Below are 16,327 nucleotides of genomic sequence, written 5' to 3' on the forward strand. Positions count from 1 at the left end.
GAACAGACCGCTTTAGCAGCTCTGTATGGCTTTCTAACATGTGGCCAAGCCACGCAATAATCAAGCGGGAATCCGCCGCAACCCTGTACTTTTCCAGCCATTGCGACCCGGATCTCTGCCGTTGCTGCAGTTTTGCTATCAACAGCCAGTAACAGAATGAATCTGTGGGCCTTTTTTGGCTCTTACCGCTACTTTCAAGGGGCAAAAAGTCGCCATTTACCGGCGCCACAGCAGCCAGCCAAGTACCGTCATGCCCAATCATGGAAACGGACAAAATGTGGTGAATGTAACAAATTATCAATATTTTTCAGTCAATTAGAATCAAAACCAACTATTGATTAATTTATTTTCAAGCATCTATCATAGGCAACCTGCCATGCAGGTCACTTGATTCTCTGTGCTGCACAGAAATCGGGTGAAAAAGGCAAAGTGACCCGAAAGGGCGCGACGCAAAGCCACCGGTCTAAGGGAAAACACCTATGACAGCGGGGCTGCCCCCGGGGACGTCCGATCACAACCGACGCCCCATTTGCACTGTACGGAGAGACGATGAACAAACTCAAATTATCCCTGCTTGGCTGCCTGCTCGGCATGGGCGCCCCCATGGCATATGCCGCCAGTGCCGGTCAGGCGATGGTCAACCCCCAGTCCGGCGTAGTGGTCGGCTATTGGCACAACTGGTGTGACGGCTCGGGCTACAAGGGCGGTATCGCCCCCTGCGTCAAGCTCGATCAGGTCAACCCGCAATACAACGTGGTCGATGTCTCCTTCATGAAGGTCTATGGCAGCGATCCCATCCCCACTTTCAAACTCGACCCGGCCATCGGCATGAGCGAAAGCCAGTTTATCGAGCAGATTGCCGAGCTGAACCGTCAGGGCCGTGCCGTGCTGCTGGCGCTGGGCGGTGCCGATGCGCACATCGAGCTGCGCAAGGGTCAGGAGCAGGCCTTTGCCGACGAGATCATCCGTCTGGTGGAGACCTATGGCTTCGACGGGCTGGATATCGATCTGGAACAGGCCGCCATCACTGCCGCCGACAACCAGACCGTGATCCCGGCGGCCCTGCGTCTGGTCAAGGATCACTACCGCGCCCAGGGGAAAAACTTCCTCATCACCATGGCACCGGAGTTCCCCTATCTGACCCAGACTGGCGCCTACATCCCCTATATCCGCAATCTGGAAGGCTACTACGACTGGATCAACCCCCAGTTCTACAACCAGGGTGGCGACGGTATCTATATCGATGACATCGGCTGGATTGCCCAGAACAACGATGCCCTGAAAGAAGAGTTCATCTACTACATGGCGGATTCGCTGAGCAACGGAACCCGCGGCTTCTACAAGATCCCCCATGACAAGCTGGTGTTCGGCATTCCGACCAACATCGACGCCGCCGCCACCGGCTATGTGCAGGATCCGCAGAAGCTCTACAACGCCTTCAACCGCCTGAAGAGCGAGGGGCAACCGCTGCGTGGCGTGATGACCTGGTCCATCAACTGGGACATGGGCCGCAACGCCGCCGGTCACTCCTACAACGAATCCTTCATCAAGAGCTACGGCCCCTTCATCCACGATCAGGAGATCACGCCCCCGGTCGACAACGGCAAGCCGGTGTTCAGCGGCCTGAGCGATACCCGCATCAAGCAGGGCACCGCCTTTGATCCGCTGGCCGGTGTCAGTGCCAACGACAAGGAAGATGGCGACCTGACTGGCCAGATCCAGGTGGAAGGTTCGGTAGACAGCCAGCGCATCGGCCTATACCCCCTCACCTACAAGGTGAGCGATCGCGACAACAACGTCACCGAGCAGGTACGTACCATCGAGGTCTACAGCATGAAGCCGGTATTCAGTGGGGTCACCGACACCACGCTGGAACTGGGTACCGCTTTCGATCCGATGGCTGGCGTCAGCGCCCATGATGAAGAAGATGGCGACCTGACCACCCAAATCAAGGTCAGCGGCAACGTCGACAGCAGCAAGGTCGGCCGCTACACCCTCACCTATCAGGTGAGCGACAGCGCCGGTCAGCAGGTAACCCAGCAGCGCAACGTGACCGTCAGGGAGCAGGGCGCCGTCTGTGAAAACAGCTGGGATGCCAAGAAGGTCTACGTGGGCGGCGACATCGTCAGCCACAACGGCAAGAACTGGCTGGCAGGCTGGTGGACCCAGAACGAAGAGCCGGGCACCACGGGTGACTGGGGCGTCTGGCGCGTACAGGGCGACAGCGACTGCGGCGGCACAACGCCACCCGCCGAAGGCAGCAGCGACTTCACCGTCAGCGCCATGGCGAGCGAGTACACCATAGTCAACGGTCAGGTCAGCATCCGCTTCAACCTGACCACCGCCAACCCGGTACAGATCACCGCGACTCTGGAGCAGAGCGGCCACAGCCACGGTACCACCAGCAGCCAGGTGAACGGCACCAGCACCCAGGTACTGCAGGGCAGCAATGTCACCGATGGCAGCTACGAAGTAGTCATCACCGGCTTGGCAGATGGCCAGCAGCCGGTGGTGCAGCGCTTCCAAGTTGCGCTGACCGAAGAGAGCAGCGGGGGTGGCGAGGGTGACTACCCGGCCTACGCCCCCAACACCGGCTATCAGGCCGGTGATCGGGTCAGCAATGCCGGTGGCAACTACGAGTGCAAACCCTGGCCCTACAGCGGCTGGTGTGGCGGCTCGACCAGCCACTATGCGCCGGGTACAGGCTCTGCCTGGAGCGATGCCTGGATCAAGCTCTGACCTTGCCCCAACCACTAACGGGGGCCGACAGGCCCCCGCCCATATCCTGCCCGTTGGCCACGCTGCCGATGGGCAGGATGCGCTGACCCGGACGGGTTAGCCCCTCTCTTTTACATGCTTGCCAAGCACCAAAAAACGTCCAACAACCACCAAGATAAGGAAATCACCATGCCAAGAACCACCAAGCTTGCCACCCTGCTCGGTCTGCTGCTGTCGGCCCATGTCGTGGCCGATGAGCGCGAACAAGCCTATTTCAAACAAACCTATCAGGAGCACTACGAGCAGATGACGGCGCGCCTCGCCGCGCTGCACCAGAGTGCGGCTGACGAGCAGAACGTGATCATCAAGGATGGCAAGCGACACCTTGCCATCAACGGCCTGCTCTACCCGCTGACAGCGGATAACCACATCCTGTTCGATCTGCCCAAACCCCACTTTTTCGACGAAACAGCCATTCGTAACGTCTTTGATTTCTTCGATGAGGAGTGGGAGCTGACCTGGTACGACGGTGGGGTCGTTGCGGTCAACAAACGCTTTGGCAACTATGACTACGGCAACGGCTGTCTGCTGGAGTACTTCCCCCACGGCCAGATCCAGAATGGCGAACGCACCCGGGTGGTGATGGAGACCAGCTCCTGCAGCGTCAACTCGTTTGCCACCTCGCTGCAATATCTGGACAAAGGCGAGGAGCTGACGGCCGACCAGCTGGGGCTGGACGCCAGCCTGATCACGGCGGTCGAGCGCTATCAGGATCGGCTATATGTCAGCCAGAACGGCAATCCGGGCCATGTGGCCATTATCGATATCCCGAGCCGCCAGCAGATTGGCGAGATCCGCGGCACCGAAACCGGCAATGCCACGGCCTACAACCAGATCAGCGAACTGTTTGTCCGCAACAACCTGCTCTACGTGGTCTCGCGCTACTCGCACCGGGTCGATATCTTCGATCTGGCCGACGAGCATCGCCATGTCACCACCCTGGGAACCGGTCGGGATTCCGGCAGCAACAGCCTGCACCGCGCCCAGGCCGTCTTTGCCAATCAGGATTACGTGCTAGTGGCCGATGCGCTGAGCGAGATCAAGGTCTACCGCCAGCAGGATGTGACGCCGGAGAACAGCCTCAAGACCCCCATCGCCGGTCGGCTCGCCTTTGAAGGAAAATACAGCCACCGTCTGGTGCAACTCCATCAGGTGGGTGACTATCTCCTGGCCCATACCGCCGGCAAAAACTACTACATCTATGACTTGCGCAAACTGGCTGATGCCATCGCCAGCAACACACCGCTGGCGCCTGAGCAGGTGATCGCTGACAGCAATCTGCAAAAAATCGACATGGATGGCGATCGGCTGGTGGTGAACTTCAAGGACCGCATCGAGTGGCATGATGTCGATACCCTGATCGCCAACGACTTTCAGTTCAAGAACCCGACCTTTACTGTCCGGGAGATCAACCGGCAGCCCGTGGCGGCACTGAAAGATCTCCAGCTGGCGGGCTCGGCGCTTGTCACCGCCAACGAACGCGGCCTGGGTTTCAACCAGCTGCTGAGCAAGGAGATCAGCTTCACGGCCGACGAGCAGTTGCCGGCTCGCCCGCTGATCTTCGATCAGCTGATGCCGGCCGCAGTCAGCTACATACTGCGCAATGATGAACCCTACGAGGTGTTGATCGATCGCGCCCAGCGTTCGGTCAACATCAATTCGCTGGTCAAGACCGAGCTGCTTGATAACGACACGGTGCGCATCACCAACTATGCCGCCAGAGAGCTGCATGACATCAATATCGAGTCACGCCTGAACGGTATCAACAAGTGGCTGATCCTGGGCCAGCTCGATCGCCTGCCCGCCTATGCCCAAATCACCCTGCCACTGACCGCCTTTGGCGAGCAGGGACGCTTCAACAGCGCCAGCCGCGATGGTGTGTTTGATCTCAACAACCTGCTCGACAACAGCATCAATCTGCCTGCCCAGTTCGAGCACAGGTTCAGCTCCAACTCGGATCCGTTTGCCCAGAAGCTGGCACGCCTCAAGCCAAGCTGGAACGTGCGCTTCGCCACCAACACCAGCGGCTCCTGGCGCCCCATCAATGCCCTCTACGCCCGCGAGTGGCTGATCATCGCCACCAACCTGGCCTACATGGTCTCGACCGAGGAGTTCAAGCACGTCTGGTACAACTTCAAGGCGGTGAACGGCTACGAGATGTTTGGCAATGGCGGCAACAGCTATGTGCCGAACGGGATCTTTACGGCAGCCGATTATGACTACTACTACCACAGCCTGATGAAGCGCCCCTACCTCAACCTGGGGATCACCGCCATGGGGGGCGGGCTGGGGAGTGGTGGCATCACCGGGGTCGATACCTTTAACTTTGTCAGCCACTACTACGGCAGCTGGGGCATCATTGCCCACGAATTTGGCCATGGCTTCGATGGGAAGTCCTACAGCCATGAGAGCGCGTTTGCCCGTGGCAGCCACGGCTGGCATCCCCTGATGACGGGCATGGCCAACTACCATATCCGCAATGGCGACCTGCCCTATCTGGACGATGATCTCAACGGTTTCCACAAGCCGGAAAACGACATCTATCGCTACAACTCGGTCAGCCAGGGGGCTCGCAAGCACCGCGCTGACAGCCACATGTACTATACCGACCACTACTTCATGCAATTCTCCACCATGCCGCAAGGATGGGTAGCAAATGGCACTGAATTCACGGCGCAGCAACTGAGCGGTCTCAATAATCAAGAGCGGTTGTTAATGAAGCAACAGCCAAAGCTACAAGAAAAGCGCAGTGTGTGTCGCTTCACCCAGCCAGATGGTGAGTTCTATTATGGCTATGTCGAGCCGGCGGGGGCAGGCTATCGCTGCGAGGCCGGTGAGTTTGTGCAATACCATCAGCCGGATGGCAGCTTTATCCCGCTGAACTCGGCGGTGGATCAGTTTGACTGGCTGTCACTGCATCAACCTGGGCGCTTAAATCAGCCGGTTTTGCATCAAAACGGGCGGCCCTTGTGTTATGTCAATCAGAATGCGGCGTATGGGATTGGCTATATCAATGAGGCCAATCAGTGCACCCAGCTAGTCAACGTCTATCACACGAATGGCCGTCACTGGACGTTCAGTAGTAACTGGACTCAGATTAACTACCTCAGTGGCGACTTTATTCTCCCAACTACCGGTAGCAGCAGTGACTTCACCGTCACCGACCTGGCGTCTGAATATTCCATCGTTAACGGTGCTCTCAATCTGGGCCTGACGCTGACCACCGCCAACCCGGTGACCGTCACCGCGACCCTGTTGCAGGATGGCAATCCGGTCGCTACCGGCAGCGCTCTGATCGATGGTCAGGGTTCCCTGCAGCTGACGCAGTCGGGCCTAGCGGCCGGCAGTTACGAGCTGCTGCTGGCGGGCATGGCGGAGGGGAGCAAGCAGGGCTTCGAGCGCCGCTTCACCCTGACGTTGGTGGAACAGGCTCCAGGTGGTGACAGTGACGGTGGTAACGGCAGCTACCCGGCCTATGTTGCGGGCACCGCTTATCAGAGTGGTGAACGGGTCAGCAATGCCGGTGGCGACTACGAGTGCAAACCCTGGCCGTACAGCGGCTGGTGTGGCGGCTCGACCAGCCACTATGCCCCGGGTACCGGCAGCCACTGGAGCGATGCCTGGACCAAGCTGTAATCAGCCGCTCGTGACCAAAAGAGAGCCATAACGACAGAGGGGGAGCCATCGGCTCCCCCTCTCGTTTCTCTCTTCAACCCGGCTTAACGGGCATCTTCCTTCAGCCACTGCGCCACGCGCTTGGCGAAGTAGGTGAGGATGCCGTCGGCCCCGGCCCGCTTGAAGCAGAGCAGGGACTCCATGATGCACTCCTTCTCTTTCAGCCAGCCGTTCTGGATCGCCGCCATGTGCATGGCGTACTCACCACTCACCTGATAGGCAAAGGTCGGCACGCCGAACTGATCCTTCACCTGACGGATCACGTCCAGATAGGGCATACCCGGCTTGACCATCACGCTGTCGGCCCCTTCCTGAATATCCAGCGCCACTTCGTGCAGGGCCTCGTTGCTGTTGGCCGGATCCATTTGATAGGTGGCCTTATTGCTCTTGCCGAGGTTGCCGGCAGAGCCGACCGCATCGCGGAACGGGCCGTAGTAGCAGGAGGCGTACTTGGCGGAGTAGGCCATGATCTGGGTGTTGATGAAGCCGTTCTCTTCCAGCGCGGCACGGATGGCACCGATGCGGCCATCCATCATGTCGGACGGCGCCACGATATCGACCCCGGCCTCGGCATGGGAGAGCGCCTGCTTGATCAGGATCTCGGTGGTGATGTCGTTCAGCACATAGCCTTCGTCATCGATGATGCCGTCCTGACCGTGGGTGGTGAACGGATCGAGCGCCACATCGGTGATGACCCCCAGCTCCGGGAAGCGGGCCTTGAGGGCACGCACGGTGCGCTGGGCCAGCCCGTTCGGGTTGTAGGCCTCTTCCGCCATCAGGCTCTTGCTCTCCAGCGGGGTCACCGGGAACAGGGCGATGGCAGGCACGCCCAGCTCCACCAGCTCGGCAGCCTCGATCAGCAGCAGATCGATGGAGAGACGCTCCACCCCCGGCATGGAGGGAACGGCTTCCCGACGGTTCTCCCCCTCCAGCACGAACACCGGATAGATGAGATCGTTGACGGTCAGTACGTTCTCGCGCACCAGACGACGGCTGAAATCATGTTTGCGCAGACGGCGCAGGCGGCGGCCCGGAAAGGCGCCCGGAAGAGTTGTAGCCATGAATCACTCCTGGAGAGGAAGTTGGAAGAACGCGGCGGAGGTGGCCCGGGTGTGGGCCAGCAAGGCCTCGGGCGCTTCACCACGACAGGCCGCCACCACCTGGGCGATGTGCGGCAAAAAAGCAGGTTCGTTGCGTTTCGGGCGCGGTTTCAGATCTCGCGGCACCAGATAGGGGGCATCGGTCTCGATCATCAGCCGACCGGCCGGAATACGCGCTACCTGTTCGCGCAGCAGCTGACCACGGCGCTCATCGCAGAGCCAGCCGGTCACCCCGATATGCAGCCCCAGCGCCAGACACTCGTCCAGCTCCTCGTCGGAACCGGTGAAGCAGTGCAGCACGGCTCCCGGTAGTTTCGGCAACCAGGGACGGAGGATCTCGATAAAACGGGCGTGGGCATCGCGACAGTGGAGAAACACCGGCATCCCGAGCTCGGCAGCCAGTGCCAGCTGGGCGTCGAATACCGCATCCTGCACCGGACGGGGGGAGAAATCGCGGTTGTAGTCGAGGCCGCACTCGCCGATAGCCACCACCTGCGGCAAGGCTGCCAGCTCGCGCAAGGCGGGCAGGGTCGCCGCATCGACACTCTTGGCGTCGTGAGGGTGTACCCCGGCGGTGGAGAAGCAGTAGCCCGGCCAGCGGGCGGCCAACTCGGCGCTCTCGCGGCTACCAGCCAGATCGGTACCGGTCAGGATCAGCGCTTCCACTCCGACGGCGCGGGCACGGGCCACCAGCTCAGGCTGTTCACCGGCGAACTGGCTGCTGGTCAGGTTTAAACCGATATCGATCATGGGATGAGACGTTCCAGACAAAAGGAATACATATCAGGTATTTGAAAACCATCTACCGAATGGGGTCTTACCATACGCCTCGAACGGGAGCATGAAAAGAGGAAGGGAGCCTAAGCTCCCCTCGTTCTGCTATTCCTGCGGACTTAGTCATCCTCTCACCGTCTGGCAAACAGGTGACGAACAGAGCCTCAGCTCTCCACATCCGGTTGTTCCTGTTGCTCTTCATCCTCTTTCTTCACGTAGAAGCGGGCGAAGAACAGACCAATCTCCCACAGCGCCCACATCGGAATGGCGAGCAGGGTCTGGGAGAAGACATCAGGCGGCGTCAGCAGCATGCCGACCACAAACACCCCGACGACAACGTAAGGACGTTTCTCCTTCAGGTTTTGCGGTGTGGTCACGCCAGTCCAGCAGAGCAGTATGGTCGCCACCGGAATTTCGAACGCCACCCCGAACGCGAAGAACAGGGTCAGTACGAAGTCCAGATAGCTGGCGATGTCGGTCGCCACCGTCACCCCGGCAGGGGCGGTACTGGTGAAGAAACCGAACACCAGCGGGAACACCACGTAGTAGGCGAACGCCATCCCCGCATAGAACAACAGGGCACTGGAGACCACCAACGGCATGATCAGGCGCCGCTCATGCTGGTACAGACCGGGGGCGATAAAGGCCCAGGCCTGATAGAGCAGATAGGGGATCGCCACGAAGAAGGAGACCACCAGGGTCAGCTTGATCGGCGTCAGGAAGGGGGTCGCCACATCCGTCGCGATCATGCTGGTCCCTTCCGGCAACTGGCTGAGCAGCGGCTGGGCCACGAAGTCGTAGATGTTGTTGGAGAAGTAGATCAGCGCCAGAAACACCACCAGAATGGCGGTAATGGAGCGCAGCAAGCGGGTTCTCAGCTCAACCAGATGGCTGATCAGGGGTTGTTCGGCCTGACTCATGGCTTCACCTCCCCTTTTACTGCAGAGTCGCTGACCGGCACCGGCTCGCTCTCCCGCTGGCTGTTAACCGGCGGCACGTCGTGGCTCAGTTGCACCGCAGGCTCCACCGGCGTGGCAGGCTCAGCCTGGGCGACCGGCTCGGGGCGCGGCGGACGGATCTCGTTCTCCACCTGATAGGGGCGATTGACCGACTGGGCCGCCGCCTTGAGCTGTTCGATGGACTCCTGCAGCTCGGGGCTCAGGTTGCTCATCTGCAACTGTTCGGCCTTCTTGAGGTCGTTATGCAGCTCTTGCAACTTGAGCTCCTGCTCCAGCTCGGACTTGACCGAGTTCGCGGTCGAACGAATGAGGCGGATCCAGTGGGTAGCCGTGCGGATGGCAACCGGCAGCCGCTCGGGCCCCAGTACCACCAGTGCTACCACACCGATAACGACCAGCTCCCAAAAACCGATATCGAACATGGCTTAGGCCTGGTCTTTGTCTTTCTGCTTGGCGGTCTCACTGCTCTGAGTGGCCGCTTCGTTCAGCTGTTTCGGGGGAAACTCGGCATCTTTCTGCTCGGCCTTGGCATCAGCCGGCTCGTCGGAGAGGGCTTTCTTGAACCCTTTGACCGCCGCGCCCAGATCACCGCCAATGCCGCGCAGTTTCTTGGTACCGAACAGCAGCACGACGATGACTGCAATGATCAACAATTGCCAAATACTGATACCACCCATGATTTTCTCTCCAGAACAGGCGCCTGACGGCGCAGTTGTTGATTAATGGGAACGGGTTCGCAACCAGCCGACCAGCCAGCAGAGGGCTGCACCGGCGAGACTGGCTTGTCCCCACTCAATGTGTTGTTTTTGGGTCAGCAAGAATACACCCGCCAATAGCAGGCTGGCTCCAACCCCTAAGAGGTAGCGGGCCTGCCCCTGCCGACGGCTGTGACGGCGGAACTCGGCAAACATCTGGTCGAAATGACGCTGCTGATGACGGGTCTGACGCAGAGTCTCATAGACCAGCTCCGGCAGCTCCGGCAGCTTCTCCGCCCAGAATGGCGCCTTCTCCTTGATGGCGTTCAATACCGACTTGGGCCCTACCTGTTCGTGCATCCAGTTTTCGAGGAACGGCTTGGCGGTCTGCCACAAATCGAGCTGCGGGTAGAGCTGACGCCCCAACCCTTCCACATAGAGCAGGGTCTTTTGCAGCAGCACCAGCTGCGGCTGCACCGTCATATGGAAGCGACGCGCGGTGTTGAACAGGTTGAGCAGCACGTGACCGAACGAAATTTCGGAGAGCGGCTTCTCGAAGATAGGCTCCAGCACGGTGCGGATGGCGAACTCGAACTCGTCCACCTTGGTGTCTGCCGGTACCCAGCCCGACTCCACGTGCAGCTCTGCCACCCGACGATAGTCGCGGTTGAAGAAGGCGAGGAAGTTCTCCGCCAGATAGCGTTTGTCTTCCCGATTGAGGGTACCGACGATGCCGCAGTCGATGCCGATCCAGAGCGGGTTTTCCGGATGTTCGTAAGAGACAAAGATGTTGCCTGGGTGCATATCGGCATGGAAGAAGCTGTCGCGGAACACCTGGGTGAAGAAAACCTCTACCCCGCGCTCGGCCAGCAGCTTCATGTTGGTACCGTTGGCCTCCAGCGCTGGTATATCGGAGACCGGAATACCGTAGATCCGCTCCATCACCAGCACCTGCTCACGGCAGAGATCGGTGATGATTTCAGGCACATAGAGCGCCTCGGAGCCGGTGAAATTGCGGCGTAGCTGGATGGCATTGGCCGCTTCACGCATCAGATTGAGCTCGTCGAGGATGGTCTTGCGATACTCCTCCACCACCTCGATGGGGCGCAATCGCGCGCTCTGGGGCACGAAGCGGGCCACCAGACGGGCCAGCGCCTGCATCAGTCGCAGGTCGGCCTCGATGACTGGCTCGATATCGGGGCGGATCACCTTGATGACGATCTCGCGGCCACTCTCCTTCAGCCGGGCAGTATGCACCTGCGCGATGGAGGCCGACGCCAGCGGCGTCTCGTCGAAGTCGTCAAACAGGGTTTCGATGGGACAACCCAGGCTCAGCTCGATCTGCTGGCGCGCCGCCTGACCACAGAAGGGGGGCACCCTGTCCTGCAGCAGGGCCAGCTCCTCGGCAATGTCCGGCGGCAACAGGTCGCGGCGGGTCGAGAGCATCTGGCCAAACTTGATGAAGATGGGGCCAAGAGCCTCGAAGGCGAGGCGAATGCGAGCACCGCGGCTGAGATCCGGTTGCTTGTTCTTGAGCCAGAACAGGGAGCGACGGGCCAGACGACCCGGCCAGGGTTGATAGCGGGCGGGTACCAGTTCGTCGATGCCCTGCTCCAGCAGGATGGTGATGATGCGATAGAGGCGTTTGAACTCCTTCGGGGTCATCAGGTCACCTGCTGTTCGAAGCGGGCCAGCCGCAGTTCGACGGCCTTGAGCTGCTGGGCCAGCACCTCGACGTCATCGTTGAAACTCGCCACTTCCAGCGGGCCGGGGGCGAGGCGGGCCTCTTCGGTCAGATATTCCGCCAGCTGGCTGCGGGTGCGGCACAGCTCGCGACCGACCAGGCGACGCGCCTGACGGGCACCGCTGAACAGGGTGTGGGCCAGCACGTCGCCGGTATAGCGCGACAGCTCCTCCTCCCAGTCGATATCCAGCTCACCCAGCAGCACGCTGAATGCCTGCACCAGCTGGGGATCACCGCTCAGATCCAGCTTCTCCTCGCGGATATAGCGGGTCAGAGCGGACGGGTCTTTCAGCAGACCGAGGGCGGTCAGGGAGAGACTGAGCACCGCATCGGCCTCCCCTTCATGCTGGGCCAGCACATCCAGCCGACGCTCGGAGAAGACGAACCAGAGCGGCTTGAGTTCACGCAGCTCCAGCTTGAGCACCTTGCCCACCAGTTTGCGCAGCCGCTCCGGGCTCTGTTTGTCCAGCGCCAGCAACTGGTTGAGGCTGGTTTCGATCACCGCGGTGACCATGGCATCCATCGGCATAGGCAACCTTAAAACTTGTAACCGCGGTGCAGGGCGACCACACCCTGAGTCAGATTGAAGTACTCCACCTGTTCGAACCCGACATTTTCCATCATGCCAGCCAGGGTCTGCTGATCCGGGTGCATGCGGATGGACTCTGCCAGATATTTGTAGCTTTCACTGTCGTTCGCGACGATTTCGCCCATTTTCGGCAGCAGTTTGAAGGAGTAGAGATCATAGAGCTTGGCGATCACTTCGCTGACCGGCTTGGAGAACTCCAGCACCAGCAGACGGCCACCCGGCTTGAGCACCCGGAACATGGAGGCGAGCGCCTTGTCCTTGTCGGTGACGTTGCGCAGGCCGAAGCCGATGGTGATGACGTCGAAGTGGTTATCCGGGAAGGGGAGAGCCTCGGCATTGGCCTGCACGTAGGAGACGTTGTTGGCGACCCCCAGATTGCGCAGCTTGTCGCGGCCCACTTTCAGCATGGAATCGTTGATATCCGCCAGCACCACCTGACCGGTCTCGCCGACGATGCGGGAAAACTTGGCGGTCAAGTCACCGGTACCACCGGCCAGATCCAGCACCTTCTGGCCCTTGCGCACACCGGAACAGTCGATGGTGAAGCGCTTCCACAGGCGGTGGATGCCGAACGACATCAGATCGTTCATCAGATCATACTTGGCTGCCACCGAATGGAAGACACCTGCTACCAGAGTTTCCTTCTCGGTCGCGGCCACGGTTTTAAAGCCAAAATGCGTTGTCGTTGCTTGTTCTGACATCCCTTAAACACCCATAGAGCAAAGAATGGCCGCCAGTTTACCAGAGCCACTGGCGTCCGGACACCTTAAACCCGGCTCGCAACCAACTGCATGCCCAGCACCACCATGGCAAGACAGAGGAAGAGATTGAGACCGATATTGAGCAGCGCTTTCAGATAGGCTCCATGTTGAGCCAGCACTACCGTATCGAGGGCAAAGGAAGAGAAAGTAGTCAGGGCACCGAGGATCCCCACCATCAGCAGCGGCTTCATCGGGTGTTCTACCACATGACCATGACTGATGAGGGCAAATGCCACCCCCATGATGAAAGAGCCCACCACGTTGACCACCAGAGTCCCGTAAGGAAAGTGGCGCCCCAGCAGCAAGGCCATCAGTTCGGCAATCCCAAAACGAAGGCAGGCGCCGATGGCGCCCCCTGCAGCAACATAGAACCAGGTTTGCATGGTGTCACTCCCTCAGGGTCAGGCCGCCATTATGTCGCAATGGCGGCCCTTGTGCCCAGAGGCGGAACTAATCGACATCCAGCCTGATTGAAATCTCAGCGGCGAAAATCGATGGGCTCTGGCTGACCCAGCACGATTTCGGTCTGGGCCGGACGGGTCTGGGCAATCACCTTGCCGTGGCGGATCGAGTAACGCACCGGCACCTGACGGCGCACCGCATCGAAGCCGTTGTCGGCAGGCAGGATCAACAGGTTGGCCGGTTTGCCCACCTCTATGCCATAACGATCCTGCACGTTCAGGGTGCGGGCGCTGTGGCTGCTGATCAGCTTCAGACCGTCGTTGATCTGCTCGTAGCCCATGATCTGGCAGACATGCAGCCCCATGTGCAGCACCTGCAACATGTTGGCGGTGCCCATGGGGTACCAGGGATCGAACACGTCGTCGTGACCGAAGCAGACGTTGATGTTCGCCTCCAGCATCTCCTTCACCCGGGTAATGCCGCGGCGTTTGGGATAGGTATCGAACCGCCCCTGCAGGTGAATGTTCACCAGCGGATTGGCCACGAAGTTGATGTCCGCCATCTTCAGCAGCCGGAACAGGCGGGAAGCATAAGCGCCGTTGTAGGAGTGCATGGCGGTGGTGTGGCTGGCGGTGACTCTATGACCGATACCCCGCTCGTAGGCCAGGGTTGCCAGCGTCTCGATGAAACGGGACTGCTCGTCATCGATCTCGTCGCAGTGCACATCGACCAGAACCTGATACTTCTCCGCAAGATCGAAGATGTAGTGCAGACTTTCGACCCCATATTCCCGGGTAAACTCGAAGTGGGGGATCGCGCCAATCACGTCAGCCCCCAGCTTGAGCGCCTCCTCCAGCAGTGCCTTGCCGTTGGGGTAGGAGAGGATCCCCTCCTGCGGGAAGGCGACGATCTGCAGCTCGACCCACTCCTTCATCTCCTCCCGCACCTCCAGCATCGCCTTGAGCGCCACCAGATTGGGATCGGAGACATCGACGTGAGTACGGACAAACTGGATGCCGTTGGCAATCTGCCACTTCAGCGTCTGGATGGCGCGCTGTTTCACATCCTCATGGGTCAGCAGCGCCTTGCGCTCGGCCCAGCGCTCGATCCCCTCGAACAGGGTGCCGGAGAGGTTCCAGCTCGGCTCGCCCGCCGTCTGGGTGGTATCGAGGTGAATGTGGGGTTCGATAAAGGGAGCGATCGCCAGACCGCCCTCCCCGTCCAGCACCCGACCGGCGACGGCATGTTCGTCATGGGGTTCGATGGCGGTGATGACCCCATCCTGACAGCGGATCTGCCACAACCCTTCCCGATCGGCCAAACGAATATGTTGAATCAGCATTTGTTAGCTTCCTGTACCAGAACCGGCCGCTGGGTGAGGCGAACCAGAATGAAATAGGTGAAGGCGGCGCCCAATACCGCGTTGAGTGGCACTATGCCCGGCAGCCACTTGCCGACAGCCACCCCGACTGCCGTGGCGACCAGCGCCTGCCAGCGCACCGTCTCGAACTGCTGATCGGCAAACTGACGGTAACGCTCACGATTGAGCAGGAAATCCATGATGATAATGCCACCGATCGGCGGAATTGCCGTACTCAAAAAGGCCAGCCAGCCGACAAAGTTGTTGTAAAGCCAGAGGGCACAAGCCGTACCGATGAGGCCGTTGATCACGCTGAGTGGCTTGCTCTTGAGACCGGTAATGTTGGCAAAACCGAGGCCGGAGGCGTAGAGAGCGTTGTCGTTGGTAGTCCAGATATTGAGGCCCAGCACCAGAATGGCGGGGATCAACAGCCCCTGCATCAGCATCACTTCCGAGATATCGGCCTGACCGGTCACGGCCGCACCGGCAGCACCGAAGACGAACATTAGCGTGTTGCCCAAAAAAAACGCCACCATGGTAATCATGACGGCGCCCCAGGGTTTGCGACCAAAGCGAACAAAGTCGGCGGTCAGGGTTCCTGCACTGATAAAGGAACCGACCACCATGGTCAACGCCGTGGTGAACTCGATGGGATTGCTTGGTTGTACCTGCTGCAGTGCAGCCATGCCACCGGTCGAGGTCACCGCCAGCCAGACCGAGTAGCCGCCAAGCAGTGCAATGGCCGGTACGGCCACAAAGCTCAGCACCATCAGGGCGGAGATGCCGAAGTAGACGGTCACCGTCATCAACATGCCCGAAATGGCGATCAGCCAGTTCACATCTATGCCGGTCGCCTTCTGCACCGGTAGGGCAAACATCGCCACACCAACGCCAAACCAGCCGACCTGAGTACCGCCGAGCAGCAGGGATGGCAGCCAGGAACCTTTCACCCCAAAGGAGTAACGAGCCAGCAGATGGGTAGAGAGGCCGGTTGAGGCACCGATATAACCGAGACAAGCGGTGTAGATACCCAGCAACAAGTTGCCGATAAGTACCGCCTTGATGAAGTCATCGAATACCAGCCCGGTACCAAGCGCACCACCGGTCCACATGCTGGCAGAGAAGAAGGTCAGGCCGAGCATCACCAGCATCAGCGACAGCACACCTTTGCGCCCTTTGGCGGGTACCGCCCCCAAACAGTATTCGTTATCCTGCGCCATGCTCTCTCTCCACGTAATAGGCAAAACGCGCCGGATTTTACATGTAAAACGTTTTACGTCAATCAATCATGGTTAAATCTCTGGATAAAACCATCAATAGCAGTCAAATGAGTAACACATTAGGACTCAAACCAGCAGATAAACAGTGTCGGCTGCAAGTAGAGGGGGTTGCGGGAATAGGGAATGTAAGGGGATATCACAAAAATGACAGATGCAAAAAAGCCTCCCTTTTCAGGGAGGCTTTCTATTTAATGGTGCTGATACCCAGAA

The 16,327-nt window shown here is 59.5% G+C and carries 14 protein-coding genes and 1 riboswitch; of the genes, 3 read left to right on the forward strand and 11 right to left on the reverse strand.

The window, feature by feature from the left end; all coding sequences use genetic code 11:
* The first annotated feature begins 413 nt into the window (after positions 1-413).
* A riboswitch (cyclic di-GMP riboswitch) is annotated at positions 414-499 on the forward strand.
* 50 nt (positions 500-549) lie between these two features.
* Entirely contained in the window at positions 550-2,739 is a 2,190-nt protein-coding gene (locus BN1139_RS12450; protein WP_005355882.1) for an immunoglobulin-like domain-containing protein, read from the forward strand.
* A 168-nt stretch (positions 2,740-2,907) separates the two neighbouring features.
* Positions 2,908-6,414 (forward strand): hypothetical protein, encoded by a 3,507-nt coding sequence (locus tag BN1139_RS12455; protein WP_005355879.1) that lies wholly within the window; start codon positions 2,908-2,910, stop codon positions 6,412-6,414.
* An 83-nt stretch (positions 6,415-6,497) separates the two neighbouring features.
* Here BN1139_RS12455 and hemB read toward each other — a convergent pair whose 3' ends face one another.
* From hemB to codB, 11 genes are all read right to left on the reverse strand, one after another.
* On the reverse strand, positions 6,498-7,514 hold the full coding sequence (gene hemB / locus BN1139_RS12460; RefSeq protein WP_005355877.1) for a porphobilinogen synthase: 1,017 nt from the start codon (positions 7,512-7,514) through the stop codon (positions 6,498-6,500).
* Between the two features lie 3 nt (positions 7,515-7,517).
* Complete coding sequence (locus BN1139_RS12465) at positions 7,518-8,303, reverse strand: TatD family hydrolase (RefSeq protein ID WP_005355875.1); 786 nt, start codon at positions 8,301-8,303, stop codon at positions 7,518-7,520.
* 188 nt (positions 8,304-8,491) lie between these two features.
* Entirely contained in the window at positions 8,492-9,247 is a 756-nt protein-coding gene (gene tatC, locus BN1139_RS12470) for a twin-arginine translocase subunit TatC (RefSeq protein WP_005342401.1), read from the reverse strand.
* Positions 9,244-9,708 carry a Sec-independent protein translocase protein TatB gene (tatB, locus tag BN1139_RS12475; protein WP_005342398.1) on the reverse strand — a complete coding sequence of 155 codons (465 nt, stop codon included), beginning with the start codon at positions 9,706-9,708 and terminating at the stop codon, positions 9,244-9,246. The genes tatC and tatB overlap by 4 nt, the downstream gene beginning before the upstream one ends.
* A 3-nt stretch (positions 9,709-9,711) precedes the next feature.
* The gene (gene tatA / locus BN1139_RS12480; RefSeq protein ID WP_005339385.1) at positions 9,712-9,963 is read right to left on the reverse strand and encodes a Sec-independent protein translocase subunit TatA; all 252 of its coding nucleotides are present in this window, start codon (positions 9,961-9,963) and stop codon (positions 9,712-9,714) included.
* A gap of 42 nt (positions 9,964-10,005) precedes the next feature.
* Positions 10,006-11,646 carry a ubiquinone biosynthesis regulatory protein kinase UbiB gene (gene ubiB / locus BN1139_RS12485; RefSeq protein WP_005339383.1) on the reverse strand — a complete coding sequence of 547 codons (1,641 nt, stop codon included), beginning with the start codon at positions 11,644-11,646 and terminating at the stop codon, positions 10,006-10,008.
* On the reverse strand, positions 11,646-12,254 hold the full coding sequence (locus tag BN1139_RS12490) for a ubiquinone biosynthesis accessory factor UbiJ (RefSeq protein WP_005339380.1): 609 nt from the start codon (positions 12,252-12,254) through the stop codon (positions 11,646-11,648). The genes ubiB and BN1139_RS12490 overlap by 1 nt, the downstream gene beginning before the upstream one ends.
* A gap of 8 nt (positions 12,255-12,262) precedes the next feature.
* Positions 12,263-13,015: a bifunctional demethylmenaquinone methyltransferase/2-methoxy-6-polyprenyl-1,4-benzoquinol methylase UbiE gene (gene ubiE / locus BN1139_RS12495; protein WP_005342396.1), complete on the reverse strand. Its 753-nt coding sequence runs from the start codon at positions 13,013-13,015 to the stop codon at positions 12,263-12,265.
* 65 nt (positions 13,016-13,080) lie between these two features.
* The gene (crcB, locus tag BN1139_RS12500; RefSeq protein WP_005339378.1) at positions 13,081-13,458 is read right to left on the reverse strand and encodes a fluoride efflux transporter CrcB; all 378 of its coding nucleotides are present in this window, start codon (positions 13,456-13,458) and stop codon (positions 13,081-13,083) included.
* Between the two features lie 95 nt (positions 13,459-13,553).
* Entirely contained in the window at positions 13,554-14,819 is a 1,266-nt protein-coding gene (locus BN1139_RS12505) for a cytosine deaminase (protein ID WP_005355869.1), read from the reverse strand.
* Complete coding sequence (codB, locus tag BN1139_RS12510) at positions 14,813-16,057, reverse strand: cytosine permease (RefSeq protein WP_005355867.1); 1,245 nt, start codon at positions 16,055-16,057, stop codon at positions 14,813-14,815. The genes BN1139_RS12505 and codB overlap by 7 nt, the downstream gene beginning before the upstream one ends.
* Before the next feature lie 68 nt (positions 16,058-16,125).
* Between codB and BN1139_RS21775 the strand changes: the two genes are divergently transcribed.
* Positions 16,126-16,327: hypothetical protein (locus tag BN1139_RS21775; protein WP_238325695.1), on the forward strand; the 202-nt coding region annotated here is incomplete at its 3' end.

This window comes from Aeromonas veronii bv. veronii (genome assembly GCF_000820225.1).
In the GTDB taxonomy this organism is placed as follows: Bacteria; Pseudomonadota; Gammaproteobacteria; order Enterobacterales; family Aeromonadaceae; genus Aeromonas; species Aeromonas veronii.